The organism is Lysinibacillus sp. FSL W7-1291, from assembly GCF_038593415.1.
In the GTDB taxonomy this organism is placed as follows: domain Bacteria; phylum Bacillota; class Bacilli; order Bacillales_A; family Planococcaceae; genus Lysinibacillus; species Lysinibacillus fusiformis_D.
Genome location: NZ_CP151994.1, coordinates 2,642,236 through 2,660,793, shown reverse-complemented (window position 1 = coordinate 2,660,793; position 18,558 = coordinate 2,642,236). Strand labels below are relative to the sequence as shown.

Here is an 18,558-nt window from a genome sequence, read left to right as displayed (position 1 = left end):
TGTTGTCTTCAGTTTTTTCTTTTACAGTGAAATAAAGTAAAGCTGTTGATTTCCACTACTGATGGATCAATTAGCACCCAAAGATCATTTAGTATGAAAACTAGAGACTGCTATTGATTTCGTTTATTTATCTAGTAGAAAACCTCTCTTCAGCCTAACATCCAAGTATTAATCCCTTCATTCTCATGTCGTAAATGTTCGGCTTCCTCCACAGACGATTCCCAAATATGATGTTGAATGAGTTTCTGGTGATTTGTCTATTAAAGAAATGTTTAGCTTCCCCATACTCATATATAAATGGAAGGTACTAAGTTCTATGGTCTAATTGTGTCTTAGTGTTCAAATTATAAAAGAAAAAACTCCTAAATATAACATTATCTATTGATATTTTTACATAATATGTTATTTTAAAATAGGTAATATAGTACCAAATAATAAATATATTACCAAATAAGTAATGTAGTACTATAGGAGGACTTATTGTGAAGAAAAAATTTAAATTCAATCAAGTGTTAATTGGGATTAGCACAATGGCACTGTCGTTAGGAGGGTTACAAGCAGAAGCATCAGCAGCAGAAAAAACGCCCTATAATGTATTACAAATGAAACCAATTGGCATAGAAACGTCGAAAGATGAAATTGTACACTCTACAAAGGCTGATGAAACATTATCATTTGATGAACGTTTGGAAATTGGAGATTTTTCGCAACATCCAGCTCCAATTATAGAACAGGCTGATACGAAGCAATTGCAGGAAAAGTACTCGATGGCAGAGCTTAATAAAATGAACGATCGTGAGCTAATTGATACGCTAGGAAATATTCGGTGGTATCAAATAACAGACTTGTTCCAATTCAGTGAGGAAACAAAAGCTTTCTATCAAAATGAAGAACGCATGCAAGTGATTATTAATGAATTGGGGAAAAGAGGAAGTTCTTTTACGAAAGATGATTCAAAGGGGATTGAAACATTTGTTGAGCTATTGCGTTCGGCTTTTTATGTAGCATTTTATAATAACGAACTAGGTTATTTAAACGAGAGAAGTTTCCAAGATAAGTGTTTACCAGCATTAAAAGAAATAGCTAAGAATCCGAACTTTAAACTAGGTACAGCTGAACAAGATAAAGTAGTATCTGCCTATGGGAAATTAATAGGTAATGCTTCTAGTGATGCGGAAACAGTTCAACTTGCTACGAAGATTTTAAAGCAGTATAACGAAAATCTCTCTACATTTGAAGACGAGTCGTCAAAAGGACAAGCTATATACGATGTAATACATGGCATTGATTATGACTTACAGTCGTATTTATATGATACTCGTAAAGAAGCTAATACGACGATGTGGTATGGCAAAATTGATAGCTTCATAAATGAAGTTAATAAAATTGCTCTTATACATAATGTGACAGATAACAATAGTTGGTTAATCAATAATGGCATTTATTATGCAGGGCGTTTAGGAGGCTTCCATAGTAATCCGAATAAAGGTTTAGAAGTTGTTACACAAGCGATGCAAATGTATCCATATTTAAGTGAAGCTTATTTTGTAGCAGTAGAGCAAATTACTACAAATTATGGTGGAAAAGACTATAGTGGAAAGACAGTAGATTTACAGCAAGTACGTGAAGAAGGAAAGGAGCAGTATCTACCGAAAACATATACATTTGATGATGGATCCATTGTATTTAAAACGGGAGATCAAGTAACAGAAGACAAAATTCAAAGATTATACTGGGCTGCAAAAGAAGTAAAAGCACAATATCATCGTGTAATTGGGAATGATAAAGCATTAGAACCAGGTAATGCTGACGATGTCTTAACAGTAGTCATTTATAACTCTCCAGATCAATATCGATTAAACCGTCAATTGTATGGATATGAAACAAATAATGGTGGTATTTATATTGAAGAGAATGGAACGTTCTTTACATATGAACGGACGCCAGAGCAAAGTATTTATAGTTTAGAAGAGTTGTTCCGTCATGAATATACACATTATTTACAGGGTAGGTATGAGGTTCCAGGTTTATTCGGAACAGGTGATATGTACCAAAACGAGCGACTAACATGGTTCCAAGAAGGAAATGCAGAATTTTTCGCTGGATCAACGCGTACAAATGACATTGTTCCACGTAAGAGTATTATTAGTGGATTATCGGAGGATCCATCACAACGCTATACAGCTGAACAAACAATGTTTGCAAAATATGGATCATGGGATTTTTATAACTATTCATTTGCATTGCAGTCTTATATGTATAATCACCAATTTGATACATTTGATAGGATTCAAGATTTAATTCGAGCGAACGATGTGAAAAATTATGATGCGTATCGTGACACTTTAAGTAAAGATCCACAACTAAATGCGGAATACCAAGCCTATATGCAGCAATTGATTGATAATCAAGAAAAATACGAGGTACCACAAGTATCAGAAGATTATTTAGTGCAACATCAACCAAAAGCGTTAGACGAAGTGGAGCAAGAAATTGTCGATATTGCTAACATGAAAAATGGAAATATGACAAAACATAAATCTCAATTTTTTAATACATTTACACTCGAAGGCACGTATATAGGTAGTGAAACACAAGGTGAATCTCAAGATTGGAAAACGATGAGTAAGCAAGTGAACCAAGTATTGGAGCAACTGTCGCAAAAAGAATGGAGCGGCTATAAAACAGCGACAGCGTATTTTGTAAACTACCGTGTGAATGCGGCAAACCAGTTTGAATATGATGTTGTTTTCCATGGCATTGCGACGGATGAGGGAGAAAATCAAGCGCCTTTTGTAACTATAAATGGTCCATATACTGGAATCAAAAATGAAAAAATCCAGTTCAAAAGCGATGGTTCAAAAGATCACAATGGAGATATCGTTTCTTATCTTTGGGATTTTGGTGATGGAAAAACAAGTGAAGAGGCAAACCCTATTCATGTATACGAAGATGAAGGAACATACAATGTGATATTAACAGTGCAAAATGATAAGGGAATAGCAAGTAAAGCTAAAACAATTGTAACTGTACGGAGAGGGGAGCAGACAGAGAATAATCATCCCGAAGAAGCGACTATCATTCCATTTAATATGCCTCTAAAAGGTAGTTTGATTGATAAGGATACGAATGTATATCAATTCGATATTACGTCTCCAGAAGAAATAGATATTTCTGTTGTAAATGAAAATCAAATTGGCATGACATGGGTGCTTTATCATGAGTCTGATATGCAAAATTACACTTCCTATGGGCAGGAAGATGGAAATATTATAAAAGGAAAATTGAATGCAAAACTAGGAAAATATTATTTATATATTTATAAATTTGATAATGAAAACGGGACATATACAGTAAATGTACGGAATGGAGCGCAAACAGAGATAGAACCAAATAATCATCCCGAAGAAGCGACTATGATGCCATTTAATATGCCAATAAAAGGTAGCTTGCTTGATGATGATAATACGGATATATATCAATTCGATGTTACATCTCCAAAAGAAATAGATATTTCTGTCGTAAATGAAAATCAAATTGGCATGACATGGGTACTTTATCATGAGTCTGATATGCAAAATTACACTTCCTATGGACAGGAAGATGGAAGTATTATAAAAGGAAAATTAAATGCAAAACCAGGAAAGTATTATTTATATATTTATAAATTTGATAATGAAAATGGAACATATACTGTTAATGTACACTAATACTATTTTTTAAGATAAACGAAAATTCTTGTTTTTAGTGTGACGAGTAGCATTGAAAACTAAATAGTGTACGTAAGACATTCCTAGTTTAAAAAGCCCAATTTCTCTGTAATTAAATAGAGAAATTGGGCTTTGTTCTTACAATCGAGTTGAGTTTGTTTGAATCGTAAATTTTGAGACATTTTCCTGCATTTTATTAGCTAACTTTGCTAATTCTTCACTGGAATTGGCAATTTCATAAATGGAGTTTGTTTGATTTTGTAAATATGCGGCTGCTTCTTCCGTACCAGCTGCATTTTCTTCCGATATGGCAGATAAGTTTTGTAGAATATCTATTACTTCGTCCTTCTTTTCACCCATATTATTGCCTAAGTTATATAATTCCTCAATGACCGTTTTTATTTTTTCAATAGAGTTTGCAACATCTTCAAACTTGCCATTCGTAGTTTTAACACTTGTAGCTTGAGAATTGACAATATGATTCACTTCTTGGATAGTCTGAACAGCTTGTCCAGTTTTTGCTGTTAAGTCTCCTATAACAGTGGCAATTTCCTTAGTGAATTGATTTGATTGCTCCGCCAATTTTCGTATTTCGTCCGCAACAACTGCAAACCCTTTTCCAGCTTCGCCAGCTCTAGATGCTTCAATAGCCGCATTTAAAGCTAATAAATTCGTTTGTTCCGAAATGGTTCTTATCATCTGGCTTGCATTTTGAATTTTCCCAGAGCTTTCGTTTGTCGTGAGAATGATGTCATAAATTTCTTTTGCTGCCTTATTATTTTCTTCTGTTTTAGCAACAAGCTCTTTTAATATGAGTAAGCTTTCATCTTTAATATGGCTTACTTCATCGACAAATAGATTCAGATTTTCTAAATGATCCTGATTACTTTCAATTAATTCTCCTAGCTCTCCAATACTTGCAGTCCCGTATTCGGTATCTTTTGCTTGTTCCACAGCTCCCTTAGCAATGTCTTCAACAGCAGATGATAAATCCTTTGAAGACTCTAAAGAAGTACTGGTTGCATCTCGCAGTTCTTCAGATGATGCAGTAACCTTATTCGAAGTTAGACTGATTTCATTAAGTAAATCAACAAAGTGATTTTGCATCTCATTTAAAGCATATGTAAGCTTACCTACTTCATCGTTTCTAGTTGTATATTTTGGGGGGATTAACTCAGTGAATTCTCCTTTTCCCATGTCATTGCATTTATCAACTGCTAACAGTAAAGGTTTGAACATTTTATTTAAAATAAAAATCATTAAAATAATGAATAAAATACAGCCAACAGCAACTGTAATAATCTCCTTTAGTAAAATGGCATTCGTAACTTTTGTGATGTCACCCTCGAAAATACCTACATCCATAGATCCGTAAAGCGTATTATTTATATAAATCGGTACCATTATATCGAACGTCCAACTTTTCTGAACATCCGCATAAAATCTACTAGTCATCGTTTTCCCATTTTTCGCTCCATCTACAGAGTAGGAATCATCTTCATAGTTTTTACCTATTTTCTCCTTATCACTATGGGCAATTGCCGTAACATTTTTATCAATGACAACTGCATAAGCAATTCCATTTTGTTGTACTTTGTTTTCAACGAAATTTTGCAGTTCCACTGTAGGATTAGAGTTAGAAACTAGAATATTCTCCACTTGACGTGCAATTTCATCGACCTGCTGTATACTCTTTTCTAATAAAGCATCTGAAACATTTTCTTTAACTGTCTTAATATTTAAATAGGAACTGATGCTGATAATCGAAATAAACAGTAAAAGTGATATTCCAATAATACGATTTTTTAAGCTTCCTTTTCTGACTCTACCATTTTTCTGCTGTTGACCCATAGACACTTACCACCTTCTTTTTATTATCTCTATTTTAAAATTAATTATAGTACTTTAGTTGTAGTTAATCAATATGATTTAGAACAAGGGTATTACTATAGCTTTTTCATTTTCATTGTTTTAAAAATATTACCTTAGTTGGTGAACTTCCTTATTTTCTAGGTTTTGTTAGCAGTTCATTTTCGTATTTGAAAAAGGCTTACCGCAAACCCTCTTATATCAACTATCTCTTGAAAATTTAACATATGGACAAATGAAGGAACGCTACTACAGGTGAGATGGTTTATGTTAAACATGGCAGGCAGCTTAAAAGAATTTTTATGCTTAAAGAGTATGTTTATTATGTAGTGAATGACCATTTTTAAACATAATGAAAAATGACAAAAGGAAGCGAGTATGAACTTCTCGCTTCCTTTTGTCGACAGTCTGAACAGTCTCCGAGAAATCGAAGCTGTTTTATTGTATCTTTTGAAAACCCCTTGCTATGCGAGGGGTTCTAAAGAACTTCTAGCTAGGGACAAGAAAAAAACCCCAATCGTACAATGAATTCAGGTCTGGTCAACCGACTTCGTACGAAAGGAGATCCAAATGGATAATAAAAGTTTAGCACACGCAACATGGAATTGTAAGTATCACATTGTCTTTGCGCCAAAATATAGAAGGCAGATTATTTATGGACAAATCAAAGCAGACATAGGTAAAATTTTACGCCAGTTATGTGAAAAAAAGGAGTAGAAATTATAGAAGCAACAGCCTGCCCTGATCATATTCATATGTTGGTGAGTATTTCACCCAAACTAAGTGTTTCATCGTTTGTGGGATATTTGAAAGGGAAAAGTAGTTTAATGATATTCGATCGACATGCGAACCTGAAATACAAATATGGAAATAGAAAGTTTTGGTGTTGAGGATATTATGTAGATATAGTGGGAAGAAACAGAAAAATCATTCAGGAATATATAAAAAATCAATTACAAGAGGATATTCTTGAGGATCAAATGACCATGAAAGAATTCATCGATCCTTTTACAGGAGAAGAAATAAAAGCAAACAAACGAAAATAATAAGACCACTTTAGTGGTAGCTTGAAAACGGAGTGCGGTTGGCAGACCATTCAGAATGTCTTTAGACATGGGCCAGTACCCCAGCGTTTCACGCGCAGAGCAAGAGGCTGGGACATAACTCATTTTATTGAGAAAAAGCAAAAAATGAATGTTATTTTTGTGATTTATTAAAGTTTATGTGTTCTAATAACGCGAAAAAATGTTAGACCAAACTTGTAAATGGTCTAACATTTTTTCTTTTGTCCTAGCCGCTCTGATTAAATAGCAATACAATATACCTTTGAAATAAAGTTGCAGTGTTTACAAAAAAAGATAAGATGTTTGAAATAAAGCTGCAACGAAATGGCTATGTGTTTCAAGGAATATCCTGATTTAATCATTGTTTTGTTTGAGGAAACCCAGAAACATTTGCGCGAAACGCTACTAGAAATCCAAGAAGAATGAGGATAAACATTACCCATGGAAAAGATACTACATCAAATGATTCCATCAGGATTGCTCCAATTGCACTCCCTCCACCGATAGCGAGGTTCCAAACAGTAACTAGCATTGATTGGGCAATATCTGCACCTTTTTTAGCATTATCTGCTATTGCTGTTTGCGTAAGTGTTGCTGCTCCTCCAAAAGTTAAACCCCATAAAGCTACAGCAATGTAAATGATAGTAGGGTGACTAATTCCGATACCTAATAATAATGATGCCAATCCAAATCCGGCTAGACTCATTAACACTAAAGTACGTAGTATACGCTCAATGAATATACCAATAGCCCAAATTCCAACTAAAGATGCAATACCGAAAACGAGTAAAACCAAATCAACTCGTTGCGCAAGACCTGCTTCGGAGAGGTATGGTCCGATATAAGTATAAAGTATGTTATGAGAAAGTATCCAAACTAATACAACAAATAAAATCGGACGAGCCCCAGGGGTAATGAAAACCTTGAGCAGGGTCATTCGCTTTTCAGATGTTTGCCCAGGAAAGTCAGGGATTTTCCAGATAATCCATAAAATCAATAATACTGCTAAGAGTGACATTATTCCGAAAACAGATCTCCAGCCAACAAGGGAACCGAGAAATGCCCCAGCAGGAACACCAAAAGCTAATGCAAGAGGAGTACCAATCATGGCCACTGCCATTGCCCTTCCCTTAAGTAACTCTGGCGCCATAAGTCGTGCATATCCCGCGCTCATTCCCCACAGGACGCCTGCCGTTACACCCGCAAAGAATCGAGCTATTATAGTTAAGGTAAAACTAGAAGAAAGGGCTGTAATAGTATTAAATACAAGGAACCCAATAATACATAAAAGCAGCAAGGGTTTCCTATGCCACCCTTGTGTTGCAGTGGTTATAGGAATAGCTGCAATTAGTGAGCCAAGAGCATAAGCTGTAATAAGTTGACCTGCAAGAGATTCGGACACAGCGAGTCCTTCACTTATCTGTATTAATAAACCAGCTGGTATAGTTTCGGTAAGGATACATATGAACCCTGCCATAGCTAGTGCAATTAAACCGGCCCAAGGGAGACGTTCTGAAGGTATTGCAACAGATTTTTCATTTTGTTTAGTTAAATCATTATTATTCATTTATAAAAGACCTCCTGATTAGTTGATAGAATTAATTATACTAATGTCATTTTTGATTTTACATTTGATAATAAAGGTATTATTGTGTATTTAGATATAAAATTAATGTATTTTGATGATATTGCATTTGAAGTATAATATAATAATGTAGGAGGCATAGACACCTTACAATAGGATAGCTATTAATTGTGAAATGTCAGTCTCGTATAAATGAAGGGGTGCTTAAATGGATAGTATTGATGCAGATATACTAATGCGTTTACAATCAGATGCTCGGTTGTCAATGACTTCCCTTGGAAAACTAATAGGATTATCTCAACCAGCAATAACAGAGAGGGTAAAAAGACTAGAAGAACAAGAAGTGATTAAGAGCTACAGAGCTATAGTTTCGAATGAAAAAGTTGGGAAATCCACTGTTGCGTTTGTCCTTTTCCGGACTACAAAGTGCAATAATTTCGTTGATTATTGTAAGCAGGCCTCACAAGTAGTAGAGTGTCACCGAATTAGCGGAGAATACAATTATTTGATTAAAGTAGTAGTTGAATCAACAAAGGAACTTGAATTATTTGAAAATGATAGTATGAAGTATGGCGATTCCACTACATTGATTTCCTTATCATCACCTATTGAAAACAAGTCATTGATACCAAATTTAAGTGTTGAGTAACAAGTAGAGAGGCTTTTCAATTTTTCCAGGGTGCTCCAATAGAAAACTTAATGAACATGCAGGATTTCAAATGACTGCTGTTTCTGCTTATCAAGTGATTTCATTGGATATATTAGAAAAGTATCTAGATGATTTTTCGGTTTTTGCAAATATATTACTATAAAATTAGCTACTGAAATGAATACAATATTGTGTTCATTTCAGCTTTTTCTGCTAATCAAAAAGAAGAAAGGTAGTGAAATTGATGATTACAGTGATCGGAAGTTTAAATATGGATTTAGTTGTACGCATGGATACTTTTCCAAAACAAGGGGAAACCATTCTGGGCAATGCATTTCAAACGGTCCCTGGAGGAAAAGGGGCTAATCAAGCAGTTGCGGCAGCTCGTCTTGGCAGTGAAGTGGCAATGATTGGCTGTGTAGGTGAGGATCATTTTGGTAAGGCATTACAAGCCACTTTACAGCAGCAGCAGATTCAGACAGATGCGATTGTAACTAGTACTTCTTCTCCTACAGGCATTGCCAATATTCTTCTTTACAATGACGATAATCGAATCGTTGTTGTACCTGGAGCAAACTATGCGTTATCCCCATCTCACCTTGAAGCTTCTAAGGAATTGATACAAAAAAGTCAAATGGTAATCATACAGCTTGAAATCCCAAAAGAGACGACAGCCTACGCCATTCAATTATGTAAAGAAGCAGGTGTTTCTGTCCTATTAAATCCTGCACCAGCAGCCAATTTTGATGTGCAGTGGATGGAGGATATTAGCTATTTAACGCCAAATGAAACAGAATGTGCTGAAATTTTTAATGAGCCGTTCGAGCAACTTTTAGAAAAGTATCCTAATAAAATAATTTTGACACGAGGTAGTAATGGTGCATGTTATTTCGATGGCTCCTATCCAATCCATGTACCAGGCTATATGACGACAGCTGTGGATACAACTGGAGCAGGAGATACGTTTAATGGGGCATTAGCCTATGCTTTAGTAGAGGGACAATCGTTGGATGAGGCCGTATACTTCGCCAATATTGCTGCTTCCTTGTCTGTAGAAAAATTTGGTGCACAAGGCGGCATGCCAACACTTGGCGCTGTTTACGCTCGGATGGCTGGAGTAGAGGAATAGACTTCATTTAGGAGAAAGGTCATTGCAATAGAAAAACAGAGGTAAGTAAAAATGATAATACCTCATACTTCTATTAAAATTAGTAGAATTCAGAGAGGTACGCTGTTCCCTTTAGTCCGAGTAACCGCTCATATATGGAACAGACATCGAATAAGTATAAGGATGAATTCCTATTTACTATATAATCACCTAAGTACATTGTCCTCTTTTCATCAATCCATGTATTAGAAAAGCCATGGTTTCCTTTATAATAGTTTTATAGATACATACGAAAAGAGGTTTTGAGGATGACGAACATTGACAACACGCCAATCGAATATACAACCTCAGCGAATAATATTTTGCCACAATTTGTTGATCACCTGCGACATTTGTATGGCATCATTGTGCAAAATACATATGTGAAAGATACAGCGAAACATTTAAATCGGATTATTCAAGATGCCAATAACCAAACGATGATCTTAGTAGTCGGAAAAGAGCGAGTGGGCAAAACGACACTTGTCAATGGGCTTCTTGGACGTGAAATATTATCAGTTGATGATCAGCATCCAACAGGTGTAAATACATTTATACGCTACGGTGAACAAGAAGAGATTAAAGCCTATTTTTTAGATGGCGTTGTAGCTATATTTGATATGAGTAAACTAGAGCTACTGACAACTGGTGATACGTTTGCCTCTCAGATTTTACGGGAACATTTAGATTATCTTGAAGTCTATTTGAAAAATGATTTATTAAAATCGGTAACTATTATCGATTCTGTCTCATTAGAAGCAGGTGGAGGCGAAATGGCTTATTTCTCAGAAGCGCTTATGAACCGTGTCGATGAAATTTTCTGGGTGCTGCGTGCGGGTTCTATGGCGATTGATGCCGAACTATTATTGATCGATGCATTAAAAAATAAAGGGGTAGAACCTTTATGTGTCATCAATGGCATTGATATCGATGAGCATGCTACAGCATTTATGAGCTCAGAACAACAACGTATTGGTCATTTAATGAGTGATTTTGTAGCGGTTTCAGCAACCGATGCACTAGAAGCCAAACAAACGGACAACCAGGAGCTTTGGCAAAAAAGCCAGTACGATCATTTAATTGCCCACATCCATCGTGTGGCTGAAAATAGTGATAAAAAAACCTACGCCATCTTAATCCGCTTCTTGCAATGGCTTGAACGATTCCGCTTCGAATTAACTGTAATTCCACAACGTGATCCTTTTCAATCTGCTGTAGAGAATATTGAGAAATATGCAGGCGATACCCAATATGAATTTTCTCGCTATCAACGGGATTTAGCAATTGTTAAAGAATATGAGCAAGAATACGAGCAGGTAGCGAATACATTTAAACAAGTTCAAACATTATATCAGCTGTTACAAACGATCTCGCAACATGATTATTTACAGGATGATAAGGTGGAAGAGTTTACTGAAATGGCTGTGTATTACCAACAAATGTTACGGGAATACCGCAACATGCATAGTGAATATTCCCGTGAATATGAGCGTTTGGATGCGCAGCATAAAAAAATTCATGGCAAAGGGCTTATGAAAGCTATTTTTGGTCAGCATACACAAAATGAATTTTTCAAAGAGCGAGTTCAAAAATTAAATGAGCAGCAATTGGATTGTGTCGCTCAATATGACAAAGTACAGCAAGCGGAAGCCACTGTATTACAAATGATGCAAGGTATACAATCCTATTTAGTGGATTTAGTGAAAGAGCGCTTGCATCGTATTGAACAAAAAGTACAAGAATTAAATCAACAACGTGCAAAAGAGAAGCGCCAATTAAAGCGTTATGCTGAAAAGTTAAACGAATTTTCTTGCTTAATTGAAGCGCAGGGTTATATTAAAGAGCAGCTTCTACCATTTTTAATGAACGAGCAAATGCCGCTGAAAACGAAGGATCTTGAAATGCTAGAGGAAACTGTTCAGGCTATTCTAGCTATTGATTTATCCAACAAAGGTTTACTTGCACGAAGTCAAATGCATAATAAAATGGAAAGTATTGCAATACCTTTTGATGTGCAAGAAAAGTACGCACTACAAAGGCTTACGTTAAAAGAAGAAGATGTAAAATCAAACGATATACCAGAAATACCAAAGAAATTAGCTGTTCAGTATGAAGAATAAGCCTTCGCAAAACGTTCTAAAAGTATAATCTTTTAGAACGTTTCATGTTGTTGAGAACAGGTGATGTCAATGGCAGCAGCAGCCATTTTGAAAGGCGAGGGATTGATGTCCGTTCTGCTTGCGTCCTTTTCAGGAAGCGTTCGATGAGCCGCTTCACTCACCATGTGTAAAAGTATCTGTTTCTTATCTTTTATCCAAGCCCTAGTAAACAAAATAGCCCATTATTTGTATGATTAGAGAAAGGATAGTCTCTTATTTTCAATATGGAAAAATGATGAATGACAACACCCCTCCATAAAGAGTAGTGAATACCCTTCACTTTATTTGAAAACCTTTGCTAAAAAGAAACATTTTTATGGAGTGGAAAGCAAGTAGCCTGTAACGGAAACCCATTTTCACCCTTCACAAAAATGCTATGGATGGTTTTGTTTTTCAACACTACGAAACATTTCATTCCATTTTTACGTATAAATAGGAAGGAGGGATAGACATGATTGACATTAAAGGTCGTTACACAGAGGCCAAAATTTATGCACAAACAGCATTGCAAACTGCCATCGAGCAAATTCAAGAGCTGACAGATCAGGCTTTCATGGCAGGTACTAAGGTACGGATTATGCCAGATTATCATGCGGGGAAAGGTTGTGTTATTGGCACAACCATTCAATTACAGGGTCGTGTTGTACCAAATCTTGTCGGTGTAGATGTAGGCTGTGGTGTATTAGTCGCTCAATTAAATGTATCGACAGTGGATTATGAAAAGCTCGATACCATTATTCGAACACATATACCAAGTGGGCAGGACATTCATCAAGAAGTATCACCCAATCGACATTTTTTAGAGTTTGAAGGTAAACAATTTCGAGCAAGCGGCTTGAAAGATGACTATACCAATCTATCATTAGGGACACTTGGTGGAGGCAATCATTTCATTGAATTGGCAAAGGATGAAGACAATCACTACTATTTATTGATCCATACAGGTTCACGCTATGTAGGGGCAAAGGTTGCCAATTGGCATCAAAAGAGAGCTTATGAAAATTTACGTCGACAAGATTTGACTGAAAAGATAGTAGAGCTTAAGCAGCAAGGACGGGAACAGGAGATTCAAACGATGATTCAAGCCTATAAGGAACAACACCCGCCAGTTCCGAAAGATTTAGCCTATTTAGAAGGTGAAGCTTTCCATGACTATATTCACGATATGAAGATTGCACAGCAGTTTGCACGTATGAATCGTTGGACGATTGCAGAAACGATTGCTAAACAGATGGATTGGCATTTTGTAGATACCTTTGATACGATCCATAACTATATTGAGACAGAAACAATGACCCTTCGTAAGGGGGCTGTTCGTGCTAATAAAGGAGAAAAGCTTGTCATCCCTATGAATATGCGAGACGGTTCTCTTATTTGTATTGGGAAGGGCAATGCAGAATGGAATTATTCAGCACCGCATGGAGCAGGGCGCATGTTCTCACGTCGAGCGGCTAAAAAAGCGTTGAATATGGAAGATTTTAAAGACACGATGAAAGGGGTTTGGACAACATCTGTTAACGAAGAAACATTGGATGAGGCACCAATGGCCTATAAGCCAATGGCAGAAATTACAGCTGCTATTGGGGAAACAGTGGATATTGTAAAAGTTATTCAACCCGTCTACAATTTTAAAGCGAGTGAAGCAGCTAAGCCCTATGAACGAAAGGGCTAAACCAATAATTGGTCTTCCCTATTACCATTATGCTATAAATGGTATAATATAGCTTTACAATGATGAAATGGGTGGTTTTTTTGGTATCTTCAAAAGATGTGGCAAAGCATGCTGGTGTCTCACAAACAACCGTGTCTAGGGTGTTGAATACGCCAGAGCTGGTAAAGCCAAAAACAATTGAAAAAGTAATGAAGGCGATTGAGGAACTAAACTATGTGCCAAATGATATAGCAAGATCGCTTGTTCAGAAAAAAACAGGCATTATAACATTGATTTCGGGGCCGTTACACAACCCTTTTTTTGTTGATACAACAACAGCAATCGTGAATTATGTTAATGCACGTGGTTATAAAGTCAATGTCTATTTTGGAACAGAGGATAATTTACATTCAATTTATAATGCGGTTTTGGAAACGAAAGCAGACGCGATCATTTTATCTTCTATGCTGTACCAAGATGATTTGTTTTTTAAACTAGAAAAACTAGGCATCCCGTTTATTATGTTTAATCGTAAGCATCAAGAAAATAGACATTTTGTAGAGATTGATAATGTGCATGCTGGTTATCTTGCAGCCAATCATGTTTTATCGTTAGGGCATCAATCCTTATGCTGGATAGGTGGGCCCCATCAAATGAGTACTTTTTATGGGCGCTATCAGGGATTTGAACGGGCCTTAAAGGAACATGGGATAGAGGCCAAAGCCGTGCCTACTTTTTTAACGAATACTAATAAAAAGGATATTGAACGTGCCTTTGAGGAACTTTTACAACTCGCTAGTAGACCAACAGCTATTTGCGCAGCTACAGATGCTATCGCTATTGAAATATTAAATCTTTGTTTGGAAAGAGGCTTTCAGGTTCCGAAGGATTTTAATGTCATAGGTATTGATAATGTCGAGCTGAGTAAACATCATTCTATTGCTTTAACAACAGTTGGTTTAACCACAGAGGAAAACCTTGGTTTTATGGCCATCGAAAAATTATTTGAGATCATGGAAAAAAAAAGTACTTGCATCCAGCAAACAGAGTCTGTTAAACTTTTCCCAAGAAATACAACGTGTAAAAATGAACTGATGTAATGTCAGTTTGTTTTTTACACTAAAATGGTTACGTATTCATTTCTTTATTTTCTGAAATGAATACGTAACCATAAAGAAAGGAGTGACACAAGTTTTGAAAAAGGGCTTATGGATCAACGGGGAATGGAAGATGACCGCTGACTGGATGGAGGTGCAAGCTCCTTACTCACAGGAAGTGATTGCACAATTTGCGATGGCTACTGAACAGGATGTACAGGAGGCCATTGAAAGTGCGCAGGCTGCAGCTCCTCAAATGGCTGCTTTAACCGCTTTTCAACGCGCAGAGATATTGGAACATTTAGCCACGCTGTTTGCGGAACATCGGGAAGAAGCAGCAAACATTATTTCATTGGAATCAGCGAAGCCGTTAAAGTATGCCTATGCAGAAATTGATCGCACCATTGAAACCTATAAATTTGCGGCTGAAGAAGCGAAGCGACTTACGGGTGAGATGATTCCGATGGATGCCTCGAAAAATGGAGAGGGGCGTTTTGCCTATACATTACGGGAACCAATAGGTGTAGTGGCAGCGATTACGCCATTTAACTTTCCGCAAAATCTAGTAGCCCATAAAGTAGGGCCAGCGTTAGCGGCAGGCAATACCATTGTGTTGAAGCCTGCCACACAAACAGCATTATCTGCTCATTTTTTAGCCAAGTTATTAGCCCAAACCAATTTACCAGCAGGAGCATTTAATCTTGTAACTGGACAAGGCAAATTAGTAGGGGATATGTTTTTAGCACATCCATACGTTAAAATGATAACGTTTACGGGAAGCCCTGCAGTAGGCATTTCCTTACGTAATCGAGCTGGTTTGAAAAAAGTAACATTAGAATTAGGCTCGAATGCAGGCGTTATTATTGATGAAGGAGTCCAACTCGACCGTATAATGGATCGCATTGTGATGGGAGCTTTTTCAAATCAAGGTCAAGTGTGTATTTCATTGCAGCGTATTTATGTTATGGAGAGTATGATTCACGAATTTTTATCGCTGCTGAAAGTAAAAATAGAACAGCTAATAATGGGTGATCCACTGGACAGCAAGACGGATTTAGCGACGATGATTTCACGAGCTGAACAACAGCGAGCCTATCAATGGATTGAAGAGGCAGTTGCGGAAGGGGCACAGATTATAACTGGTGGTCGCATTGAGAATCACATTTTATTACCTACTGTTTTATATAATGCTCAACCACAAAGCCGTGTGTCCTGTGAGGAAATCTTTGCACCTGTCGTTACGGTGAATACAGTCTCATCGATAGAGGATGCGATAGTAGCTATCAATGATTCCCATTATGGCTTACAGGCAGGGATTTTTACACCTTCTATTGAGATTGCTTTCCAAGCCACGAAATCATTACAGGTTGGCGGTGTCATTATTAATGATGTTCCGACGTATCGTGTAGATCATATGCCATACGGTGGTGTGAAGGAAAGTGGCACAGGTCGTGAGGGCATTAAATATGCAATAGAGGAAATGACGGAAATGAAGCTAGTAATTTGGAATAACCAATAATCACGAATGGAGATGGGAAACATGAAAATGATCAAACAACACCCAAAATTGTATGTAATGGACAATGGTACGATGCGAATGGATAAAAACTATATGATTGCCATGCATAATCCAGCAACGATCGATCATCCAAACCAACCAAATGAATTTGTGGAATTCCCTGTTTATACAGTGCTGATTGACCATCCAGAGGGTAAAATTCTCTTTGATACAGCGTGTAATCCAAATTCTATGGGGCCAGATGGCCGTTGGGGTGAATTTACGCAAAAGGCATTTCCTATTAATATGCCAGAAGAATGCTATTTGCATCATCGCTTAGAAGAATTAAACGTTCGTCCAGAGGACATCAAATATGTTGTCGCATCCCATTTGCATCTCGACCATGCAGGCTGCTTAGAATTGTTCACAAATGCAACAATTATTGTGCAAGAAGACGAATTTAACGGTACATTACAAACCTATGCACGAAACGTCAAAGACGGTGCGTATGTTTGGGGTGACATTGATATGTGGATTAAAAACAATCTACAATGGCGCCTAATTAAGCGTGGCGAGGATCAAGTGAAGCTAGCAGAAGGAATCCAAGTATTGAATTTTGGTAGTGGCCATGCTTGGGGTATGCTCGGTTTGCATATACAGATGCCCGATACAGGAGGCATCATTTTAGCCTCGGATGCTATTTATACGGCTGAAAGCTTTGGTCCTCCCGTTAAGCCACCAGGCATTATCTATGACTCTGTAGGCTATAATGCGACGGTTGAACGGATTCGAAGATTAGCAAATGAAACGAATTCACAAGTATGGTTTGGCCATGATCCTGTCCAATTTAAATCATTTAGAAAATCAACAGAAGGTTATTATGAATAGATAGGAGTAGAGAAGCCATGCATAAATTAACCTTTACACCTACAAGCTATACCGGCTGGGGAAGCTTAAGTCAGCTCCTGATAGAGGTAGAGAAATTGAACGCGCGCAATATTTTGATTGTGACAGATCCATTATTAAAAGAAATAGGGTTAACAGATCATGTTGAAAAACCTTTAATTGAAAAGGGGTATACAACCACTATTTATACGGAAATTGCACCAGAGCCACCGCTTGCCATTGGCGAAAAGCTTGTAGATTTTACTCGAAATCATCAGTTCGATTTAGTCATTGGTGTAGGTGGGGGAAGTGCATTAGACTTAGCAAAGCTCGCTGCTGTATTAGCAACACATGAGGGACAAGTCGCAGATTATTTAAACCTAACAGGGACAAAAACATTGGACAATAAAGGGCTGCCCAAAATCTTAATTCCAACTACTTCTGGGACAGGCTCAGAGGTAACGAATATCTCTGTGCTATCACTCGACACAACGAAGGATGTCGTAACACATGATTATTTATTAGCAGATGTAGCAATTGTAGATCCAGCTTTAACGATTTCTTTACCACCAAAGGTAACGGCTGCTACAGGTGTGGATGCCCTCACACATGCCATTGAAGCTTATGTATCAGTGAATGCGAACGAGGTAACAGATGCCCTTGCCCTGCAAGCTATTCGATTAATTAGTCATTCGATTCGAACGGCTGTCCATGAGGGGCAAGATAAGCAGGCTCGAACAGATATGAGCTATGGCAGCTATTTAGCAGGCTTGGCATTCTTTAATGCTGGTGTAGCGGGTGTCCATGCGTTAGCCTATCCACTTGGCGGCCAATTCCATATTGCACATGGTGATTCCAATGCAGTGCTATTGCCATATGTTATGGGCTATATTCGTCAAAGCTGTGAAAAACGTCTGAAAGATATTTTAGATGCAATGGGTATAGCATCTGCCTATTTATCGCAAGAAGAGGCTTCCTATAAATGCGTCGACGCATTACAAAAACTCGTTCAAGATGTTAATATTCCTTCCACATTAAAAGGATTTAATATACCAGAACAAGCCTTAGAACAATTAACGGATGATGCAACGAAACAAACAAGAATTTTAGCACGAAGCCCGATGCCACTAGAACGAGAAGATATCTATGCTATTTATCGAGCTGCATTTGATGGAGAAGTTCGAGAGCCTAAACAATCATAATTAAGAAAAGAGAAACGTTGATTTTTGACGTTTCTTTTTTAT

11 protein-coding genes and 1 pseudogene are annotated in these 18,558 nt (G+C 37.1%); 10 read left to right on the top strand and 2 right to left on the bottom strand.

Annotated elements, in window-relative coordinates; translation table 11 throughout:
- The first annotated feature begins 482 nt into the window (after positions 1 to 482).
- Entirely contained in the window at positions 483 to 3,710 is a 3,228-nt protein-coding gene (locus NST76_RS12860) for a collagenase (RefSeq protein WP_342543962.1), read from the top strand.
- 138 nt (positions 3,711 to 3,848) lie between these two features.
- On the opposite strand, the gene NST76_RS12855 is transcribed toward NST76_RS12860, so the two are convergent.
- Complete coding sequence (locus NST76_RS12855) at positions 3,849 to 5,561, bottom strand: methyl-accepting chemotaxis protein (protein WP_058844545.1); 1,713 nt, start codon at positions 5,559 to 5,561, stop codon at positions 3,849 to 3,851.
- Positions 5,562 to 6,149: 588 nt separating this feature from the next.
- Here NST76_RS12855 and tnpA point away from each other — a divergent pair.
- Positions 6,150 to 6,625 (top strand): annotated as a pseudogene (gene tnpA / locus NST76_RS12850) (IS200/IS605 family transposase).
- Positions 6,626 to 7,001: 376 nt separating this feature from the next.
- On the opposite strand, the gene NST76_RS12845 reads toward tnpA, so the two are convergent.
- Complete coding sequence (locus NST76_RS12845; RefSeq protein ID WP_036128331.1) at positions 7,002 to 8,210, bottom strand: MFS transporter; 1,209 nt, start codon at positions 8,208 to 8,210, stop codon at positions 7,002 to 7,004.
- 226 nt (positions 8,211 to 8,436) lie between these two features.
- Between NST76_RS12845 and NST76_RS12840 the strand changes: the two genes are divergently transcribed.
- The 8 genes from NST76_RS12840 to NST76_RS12805 all read left to right on the top strand — a co-directional run bounded on the left by NST76_RS12840 (position 8,437) and on the right by NST76_RS12805 (position 18,516).
- A complete protein-coding gene (locus NST76_RS12840) occupies positions 8,437 to 8,877 on the top strand; it encodes an Lrp/AsnC family transcriptional regulator (RefSeq protein WP_036128330.1) in 441 nt (146 codons plus the stop codon).
- 244 nt (positions 8,878 to 9,121) lie between these two features.
- Positions 9,122 to 10,006: a ribokinase gene (gene rbsK / locus NST76_RS12835; protein WP_342543960.1), complete on the top strand. Its 885-nt coding sequence runs from the start codon at positions 9,122 to 9,124 to the stop codon at positions 10,004 to 10,006.
- 287 nt (positions 10,007 to 10,293) lie between these two features.
- Positions 10,294 to 12,144, top strand: coding sequence for a dynamin family protein (locus NST76_RS12830; RefSeq protein WP_271910163.1), 1,851 nt, complete (start codon positions 10,294 to 10,296; stop codon positions 12,142 to 12,144).
- A gap of 490 nt (positions 12,145 to 12,634) precedes the next feature.
- A complete protein-coding gene (locus tag NST76_RS12825) occupies positions 12,635 to 13,855 on the top strand; it encodes an RNA-splicing ligase RtcB (RefSeq protein ID WP_036128319.1) in 1,221 nt (406 codons plus the stop codon).
- A 71-nt stretch (positions 13,856 to 13,926) separates the two neighbouring features.
- Positions 13,927 to 14,934 (top strand): LacI family DNA-binding transcriptional regulator, encoded by a 1,008-nt coding sequence (locus NST76_RS12820; protein ID WP_231745076.1) that lies wholly within the window; start codon positions 13,927 to 13,929, stop codon positions 14,932 to 14,934.
- Between the two features lie 94 nt (positions 14,935 to 15,028).
- Positions 15,029 to 16,450, top strand: coding sequence for an aldehyde dehydrogenase family protein (locus NST76_RS12815; RefSeq protein WP_342543957.1), 1,422 nt, complete (start codon positions 15,029 to 15,031; stop codon positions 16,448 to 16,450).
- 12 nt (positions 16,451 to 16,462) lie between these two features.
- Positions 16,463 to 17,317: an N-acyl homoserine lactonase family protein gene (locus NST76_RS12810; RefSeq protein ID WP_036123578.1), complete on the top strand. Its 855-nt coding sequence runs from the start codon at positions 16,463 to 16,465 to the stop codon at positions 17,315 to 17,317.
- 17 nt (positions 17,318 to 17,334) lie between these two features.
- Positions 17,335 to 18,516: an iron-containing alcohol dehydrogenase gene (locus NST76_RS12805; RefSeq protein ID WP_036123516.1), complete on the top strand. Its 1,182-nt coding sequence runs from the start codon at positions 17,335 to 17,337 to the stop codon at positions 18,514 to 18,516.
- The last annotated feature ends 42 nt before the right edge of the window (positions 18,517 to 18,558 follow it).